The organism is Exiguobacterium sp. s16 (genome assembly GCF_018618115.1).
Classification (GTDB): Bacteria; Bacillota; Bacilli; order Exiguobacteriales; family Exiguobacteriaceae; genus Exiguobacterium; species Exiguobacterium mexicanum_A.
This window is the reverse complement of record NZ_JACSLM010000001.1, coordinates 1-17,332: the sequence shown is the minus strand read 5'-3', so window position 1 is coordinate 17,332 and position 17,332 is coordinate 1. Positions and strand designations below refer to the sequence as shown.

The following is a 17,332-nucleotide window of genomic DNA, read 5'->3' as shown; positions in this document are numbered from 1 at the left end:
GGGTGGATCGCTTTTTTTATTTCACGCTCGTCGGTTTGATGTTCCAGACGGCGTTCGCGTATTCCGTGATCGTCCGGTCACTCGAGAAGATTCCCGATTTGGCCGTATTGACGATTGAACTCTCGGCCCAGCGTGCTTTGTCCGAGAACACCTCGTCGACGCGTCGTTGCGCCTGCATGTAAGACGCAAAATCTTTCAACACGAGGAAATCATCATTATAGACGAGAAGCGAGTCGAAGATGGCTTGGAATTGGTATTCTCCGACCTTGTCGAACGTTCCGTTGACGAGGGCATCGACGACGTTACGCACTTCCGTGTTCGCATGGTAGATGTCGGCCGCATGATAACCGCCGAACTTCTTGTAGTTCATGACTTCTTGCGGTGTCAATCCGAAGATGAAGATGTGATCGTCCCCGACCGCATCGCGAATCTCGATATTGGCCCCGTCGAGCGTCCCGATCGTAAGCGCACCGTTCATCATGAACTTCATGTTGCCGGTACCTGACGCCTCGTAGCTCGCCGTCGAAATCTGTTCACTCAAATCCGAACCTGGGAAGATTCGCTCCGCCATCGAGACGCGGTAGTTCTCGAGGAAGACGATCTTGATGAAGCGGCTCGCCCGCTTATCGTTGTTAATCATGGCTGCGAGCGCGTTGATATAGCGAATGACTTCTTTCGCGTAATAGTAACCTGGCGCCGCCTTCGCACCGAAGATGAATGTCCGTGGCACCATCGTGAACGTCGGGTCCGCTTGAATCTTCTGATAGAGCGCGTGGATATGCATCGCGTCCATCAATTGACGTTTATAAGCGTGGAGCCGCTTGACTTGAACGTCAAAAATCGACTCCGGATCGACGGCGATGCCCGTCTCTGCTTGAATGTAGCCGGCGAGGTCAAGTTTGTTCTGTTGCTTCACGTTCATGACTTGCTCTTGGAAGCTCGCGTCTTTTGACACACCCATCAACTTCTCAAGATCGTTCGGGTGTTCGATCCATGACGAACCGATCGCATCGGTGATCAAGTTCGAGAGTCGCGGATTTGACTTGAGCAGCCAGCGACGATGCGTGATCCCGTTCGTCTTGTTGTTGAAGCGAAGCGGGAACATCTCATACAAATGACGCATCTCACGTTGCTTCAAAATATCGGTATGGATGCGGGCGACCCCGTTCGTCGAGTGCGAGCCGACGACGGCAAGGTTCGCCATGTTGATGTGTTGGTTCGACACGATCGCAATCTCGCCCATGTGCGGCTCGAGATGTGGATAGTTGACGAGCACATCTTTACAGAAGCGACGATTGATTTCCGTGATGATTTGATAGATGCGCGGCAATAGCCGTTCATACATCTCGACCGGCCACTTCTCGAGTGCCTCGGCGAGAAGCGTGTGGTTCGTGAATGACATGACGCTCTTCGTCACACGCCACGCCTCATCCCATCCGTAACCGTGGTCGTCCATTAAAATCCGCATGAGTTCGGGGATGGCCACGACCGGATGCGTGTCATTGATGTGAACGGCGTAATGGTCGCCTAAGTGCTTCAACGATTTATTATGACGTAAGTAAGACGCGATCATTGACTGAACGCCCGCCGAAACGAAGAAGTACTGTTGCTTCAAGCGCAACACTTTTCCTTCATATGTCGTGTCGTCCGGGTAGAGGAACTCAGAGATGGTCGCAATCGACTGCTTGTATTTGAGCAAGTCTTTGTACGAACCTTTCGTCCGTTCCATGTACTCCTCGTCATCAAACGGTGACTCGGCGTTCCAAAGACGGAGCGTATTGACGACATCGTTTTTGTAGCCGATGATCGGCATGTCGTAAGGCACGGCTCGGACGACTTCATCCGGATGGTGGACGACGCGAAGCCGGTCCCCGATTTGTCGCATCTCGATCCAACCGCCGAAATTGACGTCGACAGCCCGGTCAGCCCGGCGTGTCTCCCACATGTTGCCATCACGGAGCCAGTTGTCCGGCAACTCGACTTGATAGCCGTCGACGATCTTTTGTTTGAACAAGCCGTAACGGTAACGAATCCCGTTCCCGTGCCCAGGCAGGCTGAGCGCGGCGAGTGAATCGAGGAAACATGCCGCTAAACGACCGAGCCCCCCATTCCCGAGACCCGGTTCCGGTTCATATTCCGTGATGTCGGTGAAGTTGAAACCAAGTTCGTCTAACCCCTCTTGCACGACTTCTAAGACGTCCATGCTGAGCAGGTTGTTATACAGAAAACGGCCGAGTAAAAATTCAAGTGAGAAATAAATGACTTGTTTACTCTGTTTTTCTTCGTGCTTGTCGCGGGTGTTGATCCATTTCGGGATCGCCTGTTCGCGCACCATCGTTGCCAACGTTTGATACACTTCCTGCTCGGTCCCTTCATCAAACGACTTCCCGTTTAATGCGACGAATCTCTCTTGAAATGAAGTGACGAAGCTCTGTTTATCTGTAAACATATGTGTGTAAAACTCCTTCCGGTCATGCGAATAGGTGATACAACTCACGGTATTGCTTCGCGGATTGTTTCCAGCTGAAGTCCGCAGTCATCGCTTGATGGACGAGGGCGTTCCAATTGTTGTCGTCGTAGAAGACACGAATCGATTTCTCAATCGTCGCGAGCATCTCGTGGGCGTTGTAATTCAAGAAACCAAATCCCGTCCCCTCTTGTGTGTACTCATTATACGGCTTGACCGTGTCGCGTAACCCACCCGTCTCGCGGACGATCGGGAGCGTCCCATAGCGCATCGAGATAAGTTGGCTCAGACCGCACGGCTCAAAGCGCGACGGCATGAGGAATGCATCCGATCCCGCGTAAATCAAGTGTGCGAGTTCAATGTCGAAGCCGATATACGACCCGACCTTGCCTGGATGCGTCGCCGTCATCTCGTGAACGATGCCCTCGTATTCGGGTTGACCCGATCCGAGGAAGACGAACTGACAGTCCAAGTTTCCGAGCTCTTCACTCACGGCTTCGATCAAATCGAGCCCTTTTTGCTCGACGAGTCGACTGACAAAGCCAATCAACATGATGTCGTCACGTACTTCGAGACCAAACCGCTCTTGCAGGACGCGCTTGTTGACGAGCTTCCCTTCCTTCACCGTATCGAGGTCATACGTTTGCGCGATGCGCTTGTCCGTGCTCGGGTCGTTCGTCGCCAAATCAAGGCCGTTCAAAATGCCCCGGACGTCAACTGACCGGTACCGAAGCGCCGCGTCGAGTCCTTCCCCGTAGTACGGTTCCATAATCTCGTCGCGATACGACGGACTGACCGTCGTGATTTGATCGGAATGAACGATTCCGGCCTTCATGTAGTTGACGAGACCGTTATGTTGAATCCCTTCTGCTGTGAAGTGTTCCGGACCGAACTGTAACAGCTCGCCGAGGACCGCTTCCGGGAAGATGCCTTGATATTGCAGGTTATGGATGGTGAACACCGTACGGATGCGTTGATACGCCTCGAGGTGTTGATAATGAATCCGTAAAAAGGCCGGGACGACGCCCGTTTGCCAGTCGTGACAATGGAGCACGTCCGGGATCTCCTCTGCTTCGAGTTTCCCGATCATCTCAAGGACGGCCCGAGAGAAGAATGCGAACCGCTCGGCATCATCGTAATGGCCGTAGAGCACGCCTTCCCGTTTGAAATAGTACTCGTTATCGATAAAGTAGAACGTGACCCCATCGCGCACAAGTTTCAGGACGGCACCAAACTGCTTGCGCCATCCGACCGGTACGATCAAGTCGAATAGATACTCCATCTCGTCCACATATTCCTGAGCAATCGAGCCATACTTCGGCATAACGACACTCACATCTTCACCGAGGCCAGACACCGCTTGAGGGAGCGAGCCGATGACATCGGCAAGCCCCCCCGTTTTCATGAACGGTGCCGCTTCTGAAGCGACATACCATATTTTCATAATATCCCCCTTTAAACCGTTGTCCGTTTTCCGATGACGATCGGTTCGTCGACCGTACCTCGAATGACTTGTCCTCGTTTGACGACCACTTCTTTATCTAAAATGGCGTTCTCGACGACAGCGCCTTCTTCGATGATCGACTTGGATAAAATGATTGAGTTTTTGACACGGGCGTGCTCACTGACGACGACACCGCGGAAGAGAATACTGTTTTGAACTTCTCCGCTGATTTTACAGCCGTTTGCAACGAGCGCTTCATTCACTTTCGACCCTTTCAAATAACGGGTCGGCGGCTCATGTTTGATCTTCGTATAGATATGCGGGAAGTCATAGATAATCCCTTCCTGACGAAGTAAGCGCATACTTTCATTATAGTATGAAAGGACAGAATGAATCACCTGCATTTTCCCAGTATAGTGATAGCCGTGTACGTGCAGACGATGAAGCTGTGGACGGATGACACCGTCGAGCAAATCATACTCGCCTCTTGACGTCGCTTCGTCGACGAGACGAAGGAACAAGTTTTTCGACATGATGATCGTCTCGGTATACGTATACTCATCGTCCGGGGTGTATCCGCGCTCACCGATGCCGACGACACGGTCGTTTTCGCCGAGACGAATCGGGCGGCAATAGCCACATTTTTGTTCGTGTCCGGTATAAGCGAGTGTAATGTCCGCACCCATTGATTTATGATGCTCGAGCATGTCTTGGAAGTCGATCGTCGTCAACACGTTCGATCCGGTGATCACGACGTACGGCTGTTTGCTGCGTACGAAGTGTTCGCGGTGCATCGAGAAGTTGGCCAAGTCGCCGAGGTACGCTTCCCCGTCGGGCTTGAGCGCCGGCGGGAAGATGTGTAGCCCGCCTTGCGAACGGTCCAAATCCCATTCTTTCCCTGAACCCAAGTGATCCATGAGCGAGCGATACTTATCGAGCGTGAAAATACCCACTTGGTTGATGCCTTGGGTAATCATATTCGTCAATGTAAAATCAATCAGGCGATAACGCCCAGAGAACGGGACAGCAGCTAAATTGCGATGCCCCGTAAATTCTGGAAACAAGCCCTCTTCGGTCCCTAAGTTGATGACCCCTAACAAATCATTCGTCAACAGTAACGCCTCCTTGCGTCGGTCTTTTTTTAAATTAAGCACGTTGTTTGAAGACTGTGCCGCTCTCGATATTTTCATGTGGTTCAATGACAACGATCTCACCACCCGGCTCACCGACCGTCGCACCGTCCTCAATGACGGCACAGCTCGCGACGATGGCTCTATGAATCGTTACATCTTTTCCGATTCGTGCTCCAGGCATGATAACCGAGTCTTTGACGAGCGAGCCTTCACCGACGCGCACATCATAGAACAAAACTGAATGTTGAACTTCGCCCTCAATCCGGCAACCTTCATTGATGACCGACTGTTCGACACAGGCATCTTTGCCGATGAACTGTGGCGTCTGGTTCGGGTTGACCGAGTAGATTTTAAAGTCCGGATCATATAGATCGAACGGTGGATCTTCTTCGAGTAAGTCCATGTTGGCTTCCCAAAGCGATTGAATCGTCCCGACGTCTTTCCAGTAACCTTTAAATTTATACGCGAACACGTCTAAACCGTCGAGGAGCGTGTTCGGAATGATGTTTTTACCGAAGTCGAAGCTTGATGTCTCGTCTTCTGCATCTTGAATCAAGTGCTCCCGTAGCACTTTCCAGTTGAAGATATAAATCCCCATCGAAGCCAAGTTGCTCTTCGGTTTCTCCGGCTTCTCTTCGAACTCATTGATGCGAAGATCATCGCTCGTGTTCAAGATCCCGAAACGCGGTGCTTCGTCCCAAGGGACTTCCATAACTGAAATCGTGACGTCTGCTTGCTTCTCTTTATGGAAATCGAGCATCTTCTCATAATCCATCTTGTAAATGTGGTCCCCCGATAGGATCAACACGTACTCCGGATCGTAGTCGTCGATATAGCTCAAGTTCCGATAAATCGCATTGGCCGTACCTTCGTACCAGTTTTTTCCCGACTGCGCTTGGTAAGGCGGTAAGATGGCCAAGCCTCCATTGCGGCGGTCCAAGTCCCAGGCCGACCCGATGCCTAGGTAACGGTTCAACTCAAGCGGTTCATATTGTGTTAACACGCCCACCGTCGTGATTCCCGAATTGGTACAGTTCGATAATGGAAAATCGATGATCCGGTACTTCCCTCCAAAGTTGACAGCAGGCTTCGCTGTCTTCCGTGTGAGAGGCCCGAGTCGTTTCCCTTCTCCTCCTGCGAGGAGCATCGCAACCATTTCTTGCTTCATAGTACAGCCTCCTAAATTCATAATATAAACATCTATTACCCTCTTTCTCTACTTCCTAATGTATTCCTGCTCAAATTATTATATGATAACGTTTACATTTTGAATTTTATCGAAAGATTGACGATATAATGAATAAAGAGAGAGGTGAGACGATGCGAGCGTGGATTGGGACACTATTTTTTGCCGGTTTGCTAGCCGCCGGTCTGACAATCAGCGGGGCGTTGAAAGAGGAGATTGAACAGACGAAGCAGATTTTGACGTGGGGCGAAAAGACGGTCGATGCGGCCCCGCTCGCTTCGAAGCATGCCGTCACATTGACGTATAAAGGCGGGACAGAACAGCTCTATTTGAGCGGCCGACGTGATGACGTCTCCGTCGCCCGCTTGCCGGCCCATATCCGTGAGGCGATCATGGTCATCGAAGATCGTAAGTTCAACGCCCACCCAGGTTACGACCTCGGCGGGATCGCCCGGGCGTTCATTCACAACGCCAATGAATCGTCGTTACAGGGCGGAAGTACGATCACGCAGCAGTTGGCTCGTAACGTGTATTTGACGCACGAACGGACATATGAACGTAAAGTGAAAGAACTTTTACTCGCTCGAGCCCTGGAAAAACAATATAGTAAGAAAGAAATTATGACCGCCTACAGTAACGTCATTTTCTTTGGACATAACGTTTATGGCATCCAAGCAGCGGCCGATACGTACTTCGCTCGTCCGCTCGAAGATTTAAATTGGAATCAAATCGCTTTCCTGTTGACCGTACCAAACAATCCATCCCTCTATGATCCGCTCGAACCTTCATCCGGATTTTATGAACGTAAGGACCGCATCCTCACTCAACTGCGGGATGCCGGCGTGCTATCGAAGCAAGCTTACGAGACGCACCACGGTGTGAAGCTGAAGGCGACCTATCGCCAGCACGTCGTCCGCTATCCCGATTATATGGATACGGTCATGAAAGAAGCGATTCGACTCGTCCGCTCCCGCTACGACCTCGATGAAGACGCGGCCAGAGACTACTTGGCGACGAATCAAGCGACGATCGACACGTATCTGTCTGTCGCCCGACAACAACAAGCAAAACAAGTGATGACGAAACTGCCGAACGGTTTAAACGGTGGCTATGCTGAATTGACGCCGAAAGGCCGAATCGTCGCCCTCGTTGATTCAGAAATGACTCAGAGCGGTGAATTCAACCGGGCCACGCAAGCGTTCCGTCAACCCGGGTCGGCCATCAAGCCGGTCCTCGTCTTCGCGCCTTTCATCGAAGAGACCGGTGCGAAACTCGATACGATCCTTGACGGCCGGCCGGTCTGTTACGGAACATATTGTCCGACGAACAGCGGCAATCGCGTCCTCGGCGATGTATCGTTCCGTGATACGGTCGCGTATTCTTACAACACGCCGGCGCTCGCTGCCTTCACCGCGATTGACCAGGAAACGGCGTTCGCCACGGCCGACCTAATGTTCAGCCAATGGGACGCTAAAACGGATAACAGCCTGGCCAGTGCGCTCGGCGGATTGACCCAAGGTGTGTCACCGAAAGAACTCGCCGCCGCCTATACGCCGTTCTTAAATCAAGGGGTGTACGTGTCAGGTCAAACCATCAAACAGATTCGTTTCGAGTCGGGAGCCCCAACGCTCACGCCAAGCGTGACACAACAAGCCGTCTGGTCGAAATCGACCGTCGCGACGATGCGCGAGGCGTTGTCTTCCGTTACGACGTACGGGACCGGACGGTATGCCGGTCAAATCAAACGTCCTTATGTCGGCGGCAAGACCGGTACGACGAACTCGCATAAGGACATGTGGTACGTCGGCTTGACCGATGAGACAATCACGGCTATCTGGCTCGGCGCCGACACGCCGCGGCCGTTCCCGGAACTCGCCAATCGGGCCTATCCTGCCATCATTTGGACAGAAGCCCATCGCTAAAATAAGGTCAGGGACAGTTGTCCCTGACCTTATTGCTGTTTTCGATAAGTATGGTATCCGTAATTTCCCCATGACTCAAACAGTTCATCCTCATGAATCAGCTTCCACGGATTGAACATCGTCTGCCCGTTCTTGTTGAAGAAGAGTCCGTTGCCGAGCGAATATGTCGCGTGTTGAATTCGAACGGCATCATCAACGAACGTGAGCACGTCCCCTCGTTCGGTCAGTTCCGACTCGATTCTCATTTGACACTCCCACGGCTAAAGCCGCAAGCCCATCTCTTCAGGATGGGTGGGATTCTGAAGTGCCCGTGCGGACGCAGGCCATTTCTGTTTTGTCCGAGCCTTCAGATAAGGGTGTGCCATCACCCCTCCTGAGACAGACCCTATAGGTTCTCAGGCTGGTTGACTGTCACCATCAACCACAGGTGCGTATCGGATGTTCATCGCACCGACTAAATCTCTATGCTTGTTGAATCCGCATGAACACGAATAGGTTCGATCTTTCGCTTTATTTCGGCTTCCGCAAGAAGGACATGTCTGAGATGTGTATGCAGGGTTGACATATTCGACCTTGATTCCTTCTAACTTCGCCTTGTATTCGATGAATGTGGCTAAGCGATAGAACGACCAGGTGTGCAGGTTCTTGGCGTTTTTACGGCTTGTTCTTGCCGTCTGTCGGATGTTCGCCAGTCTTTCGAGGCGGATGACAGAGATGTGGTTCTCTTTCGCGAAGTCGACGATCCCACGGCTCACCTTGTGGTCCTTGTCTCGCATCCAACGCTGTTCTTTGTTGTCCAGTTTCTTGATCGCATTCAGTTTCTTCTTTTGACCGAGCTCTTTCCGCTTCGTCCGGAACTTGCGTTTCATGTACTTGTTCTCGCGCCCGTTCCCGAAGAACCGCGCCTTTTCGCAATCGGTCGATGCGACGGCAGGGACTTTCAGACCGAGGTCCACCCCGAGCACCTTCGTTTCTGTTTTTTCTGTCGTGCGAATCGTGACGGCGATCTGGGCGATCCACTTGGTCGACTTCTTCGTGATGCGGAGCGTCCCGAGCTTGTTGGCGAGGAGGGTCGCGTTCCGGTTGTCCGGGTCGACCATGTCGGCGCGGATGGCCGTCTTCTTCACCTTCCCGTCGATGATGATCGGGAGGGAGACCGACTCGAAGTCGAACGAGTAGTTCTGGTTGTTCCAGGTGCAGTACGGCCTCTTCAGGACCGGGACGACCTGGAAGTCCTTCTTCTTCGCCCTCTTGAACATGCTCTTCGCGTCCTGGATGGCCTGGTTCTTGACGGCGCTCGGCAGGTCCGCCGTGACATGTTTGCTCGTCAGATTCAAGCTCTCCCGGGCCTGCACCATGGCCGCGACGAGCTGGTTCGCCGTGCGGATGTAGGTATCCATCATCCGCTCCAAGATGGCCTGTTGCGCTTTCGTCGGATGGAGTTTGATGTTCACGGTCAATGTCTGCGACACGGTCTCATCCCCTTGTCTTTTGTTCCTCGACATAACGTTTGATGGTCTCGCTGGAGACGTTTCCCGCCGTCGACACGAAGAAGGATCTCGTCCAGAGGCTCGTGAGATGTGTAAGGTGCGGGAACTCCTCCCTGAGCCGCTTCGACGAGACGCCTTTGATGCGCGCCATGATGTCGGACGGGCTGATGGATGGCAATGCGGATAAGAATAGATGCGTGTGGTCCCGGTCGCACTCGATGGCGAGGAGGTGGATGTCGAGCCCTTCACAGACATCGTGGACGATCTCTTTGAACCGTCGCTCGAACAGGTCGTCATCGAACAGTTTTCGGCGATACCTCGGGCAGAACACGAAATGATAATGGAGCATCGACACGGTGGTGTTGGTTCTTCGATAGTTGTTCATACGTTTATCGTATCACTTTGTTTATTTAAGCGATACATTTTCTCGGGATAAGATCATACTTGTTGATTTCTGAAATTCCGACTAGCGGAACTCCGAAATCAAGCTCACGTTCATCCCATCACTGAAGCAGTGGGCTTTCTCGTTCGCAAATTCTGTAAGATGAGATACGGCACATCATCTACCGTGACCCTCGAAGTCGGCAACGAATCGATTTCCATGTCAGTCGCCGGGAAAACGAGCCCTCGTCCGACCGTGACTTGATAGGCAAGCAACTCGCGCCTCACTTCTGGCGGCAATGTCTCGATCCAACCAGGCGGCGCATGCAGGACGTACGGCACTTCCCGGTCAATCGTCCAATACGTATAGGCGTTGGCGACTCGGACGTCCCGGTAAGACGGGTGTGTGTCAAATTCTGCTTTCGGGATGATCAACACTGACACCTGTGCGCCTAATTGCGTCACGAGATGCTCGTCCGCCATAAACAAGTCCATCGGTGGCACCATCGACGACATCCACTCCTGGACGACTTCTTCGGCCGGGATGAGGGAAATCGTCGTGTTCACCGTCATAGGATGATATCCCCGACCGAGTTAAACAAGCGGAGCATGGCCCAAGCGAGGCCGCTCAAAAGAATCGCCCACATCATCGCTTGAATTAACAGTAGACCGATGGCACGAAACGTCGACATCAACTGGCTGACTTGCCATATGTAATAGAACAAATAGAGAACGAACGTGCCGAGCAGTACCGCAATGACCGCAAGCAGCGAATTTAAAAACAAGAAGCTAATCCCTGAGCCGACGAGAAAAATCGTCGCGCCTGGCTTCAACCGATGCAACGAGCTACCGTTCGTCTCACGCGCAAAGAATGCGAACCCGAGTTGGTTGAACGTGTCGGCGACGAGCTTGAAGGCGCTGAACAGCATAAAGTAAATGGTAAAGAACACGACGAGCACGAGCACTTTCGACTCTTGGACGGACAACAAGGCGATGATTTCGCTGTACACGCCGACACGCGTCAGCCATTGAATCACATACTCACTCGTGGCAATGGCGAGCGACATCGAGAATAGAATGATCCCAATCAACGGGGCATAGCTTAACAAGTACACGTTTGTTTTCATATCGGCTCCAATTTCACAAGAATTTCTCATATTCAGTGCAAATCTATTATCAAGTATATTATAATATTCGTAGTCACGGAGAACAAAAGGGGGATTTTTAGATGGGTTTGTTACTAATGGTCGGAATCAGCGTCGTCTTCCTCGCAGCTATCTTCACAGCTGGATACAACAGAAAACCTGAAGGTAATCAATAAGAGCCGAGATTCTCACGAATCCGGCTCTTTTTTTATTTCAATCCAGCATATCCTTGTTGACGGAGCGCCTCATAAACGATGATGGCCGCCGTGTTTGAGACGTTGAGTGACCGAACGAGGTTCGATTGGGGTAAACGGATGCAGCGGTCGAGGTTGTCCTCGATCACTTCCATCGGCAAACCTTTTGTCTCGCGTCCGAAGACAAAGAAATAATCTTTATCAACCGCAGACACATCGAGGTCACTTGGGTACTGTTCCCCATACTTGGTAATGTAGAAGAACTCTCCGTCCGGGTGTTTGGCCCACAGTTCATCGAGCGAGTCGTGATAACGGACGTCGACGAATTGCCAATAGTCGAGCCCGGCCCGTTTGAGCATTTTGTCGTCCGTCGAGAAACCTAACGGACGAATCAAATGGAGCACGGAATTCGTCGCCGCACATGTGCGCGAGACGTTACCCGTATTTGCCGGGATTTCTGGTTGGAACATTACTACATGGATTGCCATAATCTACTCCTCACTTCACTTGTTCGAGATCAAGTAATCGTTGTTTTTGATGAAGGCCGCCTCCGAACCCGGTCAGTTGCCCTCCGCTGCCGACGACGCGATGGCATGGGAAAATGACGGGCAACGGATTGCGGTTCAGCGCCTGGCCGACCGCCCGAACCGCTTTCGGGCGGTCGATCTGTTCAGCGATTTGTTTATACGAACGCGTTTCCCCGAATGGGATCGTCAATAACGCATCCCATACTTCTTGTTGGAAGACGGTCCCCTTCATCTCAATCCACTCACGATCAGACGGTTGAAGCCCGTCTTGTTCGACACGTTCAATCAGGTCGGTCAGCCAAGCCGGTGCCGAACCATCATCTGCTTCCGTCTCCGCAAAGTCTAACGCGCATAGCTTCCCTTGCGCGTTCAATTCATACGCCAATGTACCCCATTTAGATGACACGGTCTTCACGGTCCCACTCCTCTCGGAACAATCGAATCTCTTCATGTACGAGCTCAGACGTCTCCGTCGACTCGATTTGTCGATAAATCGTCTCGGCTTCGGCTCCGAGAATCGCACCAATCGCCCAGACGGCCGTCGCCCGCATGTCTTCGCGCTCATCTTGTCGAATAAAGTCTTCGAGCACCGGCACGGCCGATGGTTCCCGATAATGGGCCAACGCTAAAATCGCATTTCGCTGAATCGGCTTTTTGCCGCGCCATGCGCCAGACAGATGGCCAAACTTCGCTTTGAACTCCCGATTGCTCAAGTTCAGTAACGGGACGAGCAACGGTTTGACGATTTCAGCCTCAGGAAGCAGTTCCTCATGATGGCGCCAATCTTTTTTCCGATTATACGGACAGACTTGTTGGCACGTGTCGCAACCGTAAAGCCGCCCGCCGAGCTTCGAACGAAACTCGCGTGGCATAAGTGTCTTCATTTGCGTCAAATAGGCGATACAACGTTTGGCATCGAGGACACCTGGTTCGATGAGCGCCGTCGTCGGACAAGCCGTCATACATTTCGTACACTCGCCACAGCCGTCCTCAATCATCTCGTCCGGCGGTAAGTATGTGTCCAGGATCATCTCCCCTAAATAAAGGTACGACCCCTTCTCGGGCGAAATGATGGAACAGTTCTTGCCGCTGAAGCCGATTCCGGCCCGTTCGGCGACGGCACGGTCGACGAGTTCTCCCGTGTCGACCATCGAGCGTGTCCGGACGCCCGGGACGAGCTGTTCAATATACGCTTGCAGTTGCTCAAGCCTTGAGCCGACGGCGCGATGGTAGTCGAGCCCCCACGATGCCCGGGCGAACAAGCCCCGCCGTTCATCGGCAACACTTCGCGGCGCATCTTTCAATTTGCTCGGATACGCGATGGCGATGGCGATGATCGACTGCGCTTCGTCGAGCAACAGCGTCGGCGTCGTCCGTTTGTCCAAGTCAGGCTCCTCGAACCCCGAGGCGAATCCCTTCTCTTGCTGCTTCACGAGACGTTGCTTCATGACGATGAACGGGTCGGCGGTCGTCACTTTCAACTCGTCAATCCCGATCGTCGTCGCATATGCTACAATCTTCTGTTTGAGTGTCTCCGGGTCCATCCCGTTCATCGAATCACCTCTTTCGTGTCTATTTTCGCATACAAAAAATCTCCCCGCCAGTCGGCAGAGAGATGATGAAGCGGGTGAAGAGAATCGAACTCTCGTCATCAGCTTGGAAGGCTGAGGTTTTACCATTAAACTACACCCGCATGGTTCAAATGAGTCGTCTGTAAAAGCGACTACAATCAATATACATCTATACCTTTAGGAAGTCAATACTTTTGAAGAAATTTATTTGATAGCTTATGAAATCTATACTTATGGTGTATGAATACATATAATTCCCTTATCTCTCTTCTTCAAACCATATCTCACTATAAGATAAACGTCGCGGTATAAAAATATCCTGCCGACTCTGTCGGCAGGAAGTTCTATTACAATGACGATGTCTTTGGTTCCCGAAGCAAATGTTTAATATCTCGGAACGTGACGAACGTCTTGTTTTTAGCATCATATAGCTTATAGCGCAGCGATTTCAAACTAGAGAACAGACCGATCGTCGTCGCTTTCTGGAGCGGCGGTGTCGCCGTATGGGCTTGTTCAAGGTTATAGTTCGGTACGCGTGGGCTCAAGTGATGCACGTGATGGAAACCAATGTTTCCCGTCACCCACTGCAACACTTTAGGCAACTCATAATACGAGCTCCCTTCAATTGCTGCTTTCACATAATCCCATTCGCTCTCGTCCTCGAAATACGAGTCTTCGAACGTATGTTGGACATAGAACAACCAAATCCCGAGGACGCCTGCCGTGAACATCGTCGTTCCTTGAACGATCAAGAATGCTTTCCATCCGACGAGCGCGATGACGAGTGCGTAGAGCACGACGAGAGACAAGTTGATGAGATACGTGTTGTTGCGCTCTTTCTTACGTGCGTCTTTCCGGTTGAAGCGGCTCGTGATAAGGATCAGGAACAAAGGTCCAAGGCCGAACATGACGAGCGGGTTACGATAGAGACGATATTGGAGACGAGTCCACTTCGAAGCTTCGACGTACTCTTCGATTGTCATGACCCAAATGTCACCGACTCCCCGCTTATCTAAATTCCCACTCGAGGCATGGTGAATCGAATGCTCTCGTTTCCACTTCTCATACGGGAATAACGTCAAGATACCCATGATCGTCCCGACGATGGCGTTCGCTTTCTTATTTTTGAAAAACGAACCATGCGTGCAGTCGTGGAAAATGATGAACATCCGGACGACGAAGCCTGCTGCCACGATGGCGAGCGGAATGGTCAAGAAGACCGAAATTTGGAGCGCCTGATAGGCAAGAATCCAGGCGGCAAGAAACGGCAAGATCGTGTTGATCATCTGCCGGACGCTCTTCTTCACATCGGCCTTTTCAAACGGCGAGACGTGTTTCCGGAGCTGGGCGATTTTTTCTTTACTCATGTACAACTTCCTCCTCAATTGCATACAGCGTTGACGACAACAAAAATGAAATATGAAACCAACTACACTATGATAGTGACGACGGCATCCATCGCCATAAGAATCAATTTGTCATAAAATATTATTACCAGGTAATTATATCACATCATATAGAATAAATCGTTCATTCCATAACAGTAATTGAATCAATTATTATTTCAGTCTCAATAATTCCCATTAAAATTCCTTATATGGAATTATTAATATATAAAGTGTGTTAGACTCCAATTATGTAGAGATAGGAGGAAATGTTATTGTTTCAGAAAATAAAAAAATTGATCACACCTAAGCGATTGATCATCATGGCGAGCGTCTTTATCTTGCTTATCCCAGTCTTCTTTGTCAGCTATACGTTCTATAAAAATTTGAGTCAAGGCGTCGAAAATAAAGACCTTGATGACAAATATGCAAAGCGAGTCAAAGAGTTACAAATCGAAGTTTCTAAAGAAGACCCATTAGATCGGAGAGGCAACTCCACCGCAAAGACGCGTGTTGAATTGGAGGTCTCCTTCAATGAAGAGAAACCGAGCCGAACTGGATTGATTAAAAACATGCACTTGATGACACATCAAAAAATATCGGCCCGTTCCAAATGGGGAGCGATTCCGATGACCCCAGACAATATACAACAGTCCGCTGACTATTTGGAGCTCCTAAAAACTAAATTCAAAATTGGTGACAGTATGTACTCGGAATTGAAAACGATGCTCGATCACTGGTCGCAAGGTGACTTCTCTAAAGCGGACAAGGAACAAGATCGTTTGTTGCACTTCCTCCAAGCGAGTAGAGGTTTCTCGAACGGATTAGCTACCAAGAACGAAGAAGAACTCTTTATCTTAAACAACTTCGGTCCTGAATACTTGAACACATTGGACGAAACAACGTACACGTCATATGAAGAATCATCTCCGTGATGGTTCTTTTTCTTTTACTTTGGAAAATCAACATTTTTCATTTCGACTCAAATTTCCACATTTTACATAGAACAAAAAAAGACCCTAGCCTCAGCTAGGATCTACGGATACCGGTGGTCGGAGTCGAACCGACACTCCAGAGGAACACGATTTTGAGTCGTGCGCGTCTACCAATTCCGCCACACCGGCATATTATGTTGGAGGCGCCAGTCGGAATCGAACCGACGATAGAGGAGTTGCAGTCCTCTGCCTTACCACTTGGCTATGGCGCCAAATTAAATGGAGCGGAAGACGGGATTCGAACCCGCGACCCCGACCTTGGCAAGGTCGTATTCTACCACTGAACTACTTCCGCATAATGGCTGGGCTGGAAGGGATCGAACCTACGCATGTCGGAATCAAAATCCGATGCCTTACCACTTGGCTACAGCCCAATAAAATGGGGCGACTGAAGGGAATTGAACCCTCGAATGCCGGAATCACAATCCGGTGCGTTAACCACTTCGCCACAATCGCCATAATGATATTAAGAAGCAGGGGCAGCAGGAATCGAACCCGCGCTGACGGTTTTGGAGACCGTAGTTCTACCGCTAAACTATGCCCCTAAGTGGTGGGGGGGGGCGGATTCGAACCGCCGAACCCGAGGGAGCGGATTTACAGTCCGCCGCGTTTAGCCACTTCGCTACCCCCCCACATGGTGGCTTTGGACGGAATCGAACCGCCGACACAAGGATTTTCAGTCCTTTGCTCTACCAACTGAGCTACAAAGCCATGTATGTAGTAATTTAATTAAAAAAATGGCGGTCCTGACGGGATTCGAACCCGCGATCTCCTGCGTGACAGGCAGGCATGTTAACCACTACACCACAGGACCACTGATAATTGCGGGGGCTGGATTTGAACCAACGACCTTCGGGTTATGAGCCCGACGAGCTACCAGACTGCTCCACCCCGCGACGATATAAAACTTTAAATGGTGACCCGTACGGGATTCGAACCCGTGTTACCGCCGTGAAAGGGCGGTGTCTTAACCGCTTGACCAACGGGCCATATCTTGGATTGAAAAACTGGCGGAGAGCAAGGGATTCGAACCCTTGAGACGGTTTTGCCGCCTACACGAATTCCAATCGTGCTCCTTCGGCCACTCGGACAGCTCTCCAAAAAGAGAAAAGTGGCTCCGCAAGTAGGATTTGAACCTACGACCTACCGGTTAACAGCCGGTTGCTCTACCACTGAGCTATTGCGGAACGATCTTGCCTGGCAGCGTCCTATCCTCACAGGGGGAGACCCCCAACTACTTTCGGCGCTGAAGCGCTTAACTTCCGTGTTCGGCATGGGAACGGGTGTGGCCGCTTCGCTATCGCCACCAGACAAGTATTATATTAACATTATTTAGTCATAACGTCAATATTTTTTAAGAGATTGTTCTCTCAAAACTGAAGACTCATCAATTCATACAAACCTTAGACTAGATCAAAGCCTCGACCGATTAGTATCATTCAGCTCCACACGTCGCCGTGCTTCCACCCATGACCTATCTACCTCATCGTCT

Annotated in this window: 15 protein-coding genes, 14 tRNA genes and 2 rRNA genes; 2 read left to right on the top strand and 29 right to left on the bottom strand. The window is 51.0% G+C overall.

The genetic code is table 11. The features are described 5' to 3' along the window. Window positions 1-16 precede the first annotated feature (16 nt). From KNP86_RS00155 to KNP86_RS00140, 4 genes are read right to left on the bottom strand one after another with little or no spacing between them, the layout of a single operon-like run. On the bottom strand, window positions 17-2,449 hold the full coding sequence (locus KNP86_RS00155) for a glycogen/starch/alpha-glucan phosphorylase (protein WP_034776498.1): 2,433 nt from the start codon (window positions 2,447-2,449) through the stop codon (window positions 17-19). A 22-nt stretch (window positions 2,450-2,471) separates the two neighbouring features. Further along, window positions 2,472-3,911, bottom strand: coding sequence for a glycogen synthase GlgA (gene glgA / locus KNP86_RS00150; RefSeq protein ID WP_214752365.1), 1,440 nt, complete (start codon window positions 3,909-3,911; stop codon window positions 2,472-2,474). An 11-nt stretch (window positions 3,912-3,922) separates the two neighbouring features. Next, window positions 3,923-5,023: a glucose-1-phosphate adenylyltransferase subunit GlgD gene (gene glgD, locus KNP86_RS00145; protein ID WP_214752363.1), complete on the bottom strand. Its 1,101-nt coding sequence runs from the start codon at window positions 5,021-5,023 to the stop codon at window positions 3,923-3,925. Window positions 5,024-5,057: 34 nt separating this feature from the next. Beyond that, window positions 5,058-6,212 (bottom strand): glucose-1-phosphate adenylyltransferase, encoded by a 1,155-nt coding sequence (locus tag KNP86_RS00140; protein WP_214752361.1) that lies wholly within the window; start codon window positions 6,210-6,212, stop codon window positions 5,058-5,060. A gap of 152 nt (window positions 6,213-6,364) precedes the next feature. On the opposite strand from KNP86_RS00140, the gene KNP86_RS00135 reads away from it, so the two are divergent. Next, on the top strand, window positions 6,365-8,152 hold the full coding sequence (locus KNP86_RS00135; protein WP_251130389.1) for a transglycosylase domain-containing protein: 1,788 nt from the start codon (window positions 6,365-6,367) through the stop codon (window positions 8,150-8,152). 29 nt (window positions 8,153-8,181) lie between these two features. Here KNP86_RS00135 and KNP86_RS00130 read toward each other — a convergent pair whose 3' ends face one another. The 10 genes from KNP86_RS00130 to desA all read right to left on the bottom strand — a co-directional run bounded on the left by KNP86_RS00130 (window position 8,182) and on the right by desA (window position 14,827). Beyond that, window positions 8,182-8,397, bottom strand: a complete 216-nt coding sequence (locus KNP86_RS00130; RefSeq protein WP_214752357.1) for a hypothetical protein — start codon at window positions 8,395-8,397, stop codon at window positions 8,182-8,184. Between the two features lie 150 nt (window positions 8,398-8,547). Beyond that, a complete protein-coding gene (locus KNP86_RS00125) occupies window positions 8,548-9,624 on the bottom strand; it encodes an RNA-guided endonuclease InsQ/TnpB family protein (RefSeq protein WP_214752355.1) in 1,077 nt (358 codons plus the stop codon). Window positions 9,625-9,628: 4 nt separating this feature from the next. Beyond that, a complete protein-coding gene (tnpA, locus tag KNP86_RS00120; protein WP_138858715.1) occupies window positions 9,629-10,027 on the bottom strand; it encodes an IS200/IS605 family transposase in 399 nt (132 codons plus the stop codon). Between the two features lie 110 nt (window positions 10,028-10,137). Continuing rightward, window positions 10,138-10,596, bottom strand: coding sequence for a hypothetical protein (locus KNP86_RS00115; protein ID WP_214752353.1), 459 nt, complete (start codon window positions 10,594-10,596; stop codon window positions 10,138-10,140). Next, a complete protein-coding gene (locus KNP86_RS00110) occupies window positions 10,593-11,150 on the bottom strand; it encodes a DUF5366 family protein (RefSeq protein WP_021066738.1) in 558 nt (185 codons plus the stop codon). The genes KNP86_RS00115 and KNP86_RS00110 overlap by 4 nt, the downstream gene beginning before the upstream one ends. Window positions 11,151-11,376: 226 nt before the next feature. Continuing rightward, on the bottom strand, window positions 11,377-11,850 hold the full coding sequence (gene trmL, locus KNP86_RS00105) for a tRNA (uridine(34)/cytosine(34)/5-carboxymethylaminomethyluridine(34)-2'-O)-methyltransferase TrmL (RefSeq protein ID WP_034776487.1): 474 nt from the start codon (window positions 11,848-11,850) through the stop codon (window positions 11,377-11,379). Between the two features lie 10 nt (window positions 11,851-11,860). After that, on the bottom strand, window positions 11,861-12,295 hold the full coding sequence (locus KNP86_RS00100; protein WP_214752874.1) for a methylated-DNA--[protein]-cysteine S-methyltransferase: 435 nt from the start codon (window positions 12,293-12,295) through the stop codon (window positions 11,861-11,863). After that, entirely contained in the window at window positions 12,285-13,433 is a 1,149-nt protein-coding gene (queG, locus tag KNP86_RS00095) for a tRNA epoxyqueuosine(34) reductase QueG (protein ID WP_138860337.1), read from the bottom strand. The genes KNP86_RS00100 and queG overlap by 11 nt, the downstream gene beginning before the upstream one ends. Before the next feature lie 78 nt (window positions 13,434-13,511). After that, a tRNA-Gly gene (locus tag KNP86_RS00090) sits at window positions 13,512-13,582 on the bottom strand. Window positions 13,583-13,807: 225 nt separating this feature from the next. Next, complete coding sequence (gene desA / locus KNP86_RS00085) at window positions 13,808-14,827, bottom strand: Delta(5) desaturase DesA (protein ID WP_034776483.1); 1,020 nt, start codon at window positions 14,825-14,827, stop codon at window positions 13,808-13,810. Window positions 14,828-15,120: 293 nt separating this feature from the next. Between desA and KNP86_RS00080 the strand changes: the two genes are divergently transcribed. Further along, window positions 15,121-15,780 (top strand): DUF6241 domain-containing protein, encoded by a 660-nt coding sequence (locus KNP86_RS00080; protein ID WP_214752351.1) that lies wholly within the window; start codon window positions 15,121-15,123, stop codon window positions 15,778-15,780. A gap of 108 nt (window positions 15,781-15,888) precedes the next feature. Here KNP86_RS00080 and KNP86_RS00075 read toward each other — a convergent pair. The 15 genes from KNP86_RS00075 to KNP86_RS00005 form a co-directional block, all read right to left on the bottom strand. Continuing rightward, window positions 15,889-15,969: transfer RNA gene (locus KNP86_RS00075), tRNA-Leu, on the bottom strand. 9 nt (window positions 15,970-15,978) lie between these two features. Continuing rightward, window positions 15,979-16,052 (bottom strand) — tRNA-Cys (locus KNP86_RS00070). A gap of 8 nt (window positions 16,053-16,060) precedes the next feature. Next, window positions 16,061-16,135 (bottom strand) — tRNA-Gly (locus tag KNP86_RS00065). Between the two features lie 4 nt (window positions 16,136-16,139). Continuing rightward, window positions 16,140-16,214 (bottom strand) — tRNA-Gln (locus tag KNP86_RS00060). Between the two features lie 6 nt (window positions 16,215-16,220). Next, window positions 16,221-16,296 (bottom strand) — tRNA-His (locus tag KNP86_RS00055). An 18-nt stretch (window positions 16,297-16,314) separates the two neighbouring features. Continuing rightward, a tRNA-Trp gene (locus KNP86_RS00050) sits at window positions 16,315-16,385 on the bottom strand. A gap of 3 nt (window positions 16,386-16,388) precedes the next feature. Further along, window positions 16,389-16,472, bottom strand: a tRNA-Tyr gene (locus KNP86_RS00045). Window positions 16,473-16,475: 3 nt separating this feature from the next. Continuing rightward, a tRNA-Phe gene (locus KNP86_RS00040) sits at window positions 16,476-16,551 on the bottom strand. A 27-nt stretch (window positions 16,552-16,578) separates the two neighbouring features. After that, window positions 16,579-16,654, bottom strand: a tRNA-Asp gene (locus tag KNP86_RS00035). 8 nt (window positions 16,655-16,662) lie between these two features. Then, window positions 16,663-16,736, bottom strand: a tRNA-Met gene (locus KNP86_RS00030). A gap of 18 nt (window positions 16,737-16,754) precedes the next feature. Next, a tRNA-Glu gene (locus tag KNP86_RS00025) sits at window positions 16,755-16,829 on the bottom strand. A 19-nt stretch (window positions 16,830-16,848) separates the two neighbouring features. Continuing rightward, window positions 16,849-16,939, bottom strand: a tRNA-Ser gene (locus tag KNP86_RS00020). A gap of 13 nt (window positions 16,940-16,952) precedes the next feature. After that, a tRNA-Asn gene (locus KNP86_RS00015) sits at window positions 16,953-17,027 on the bottom strand. 8 nt (window positions 17,028-17,035) lie between these two features. Beyond that, window positions 17,036-17,151 (bottom strand): 5S ribosomal RNA (gene rrf, locus KNP86_RS00010). Window positions 17,152-17,249: 98 nt separating this feature from the next. Further along, window positions 17,250-17,332 (bottom strand): 23S ribosomal RNA (locus KNP86_RS00005); the annotation flags it as partial.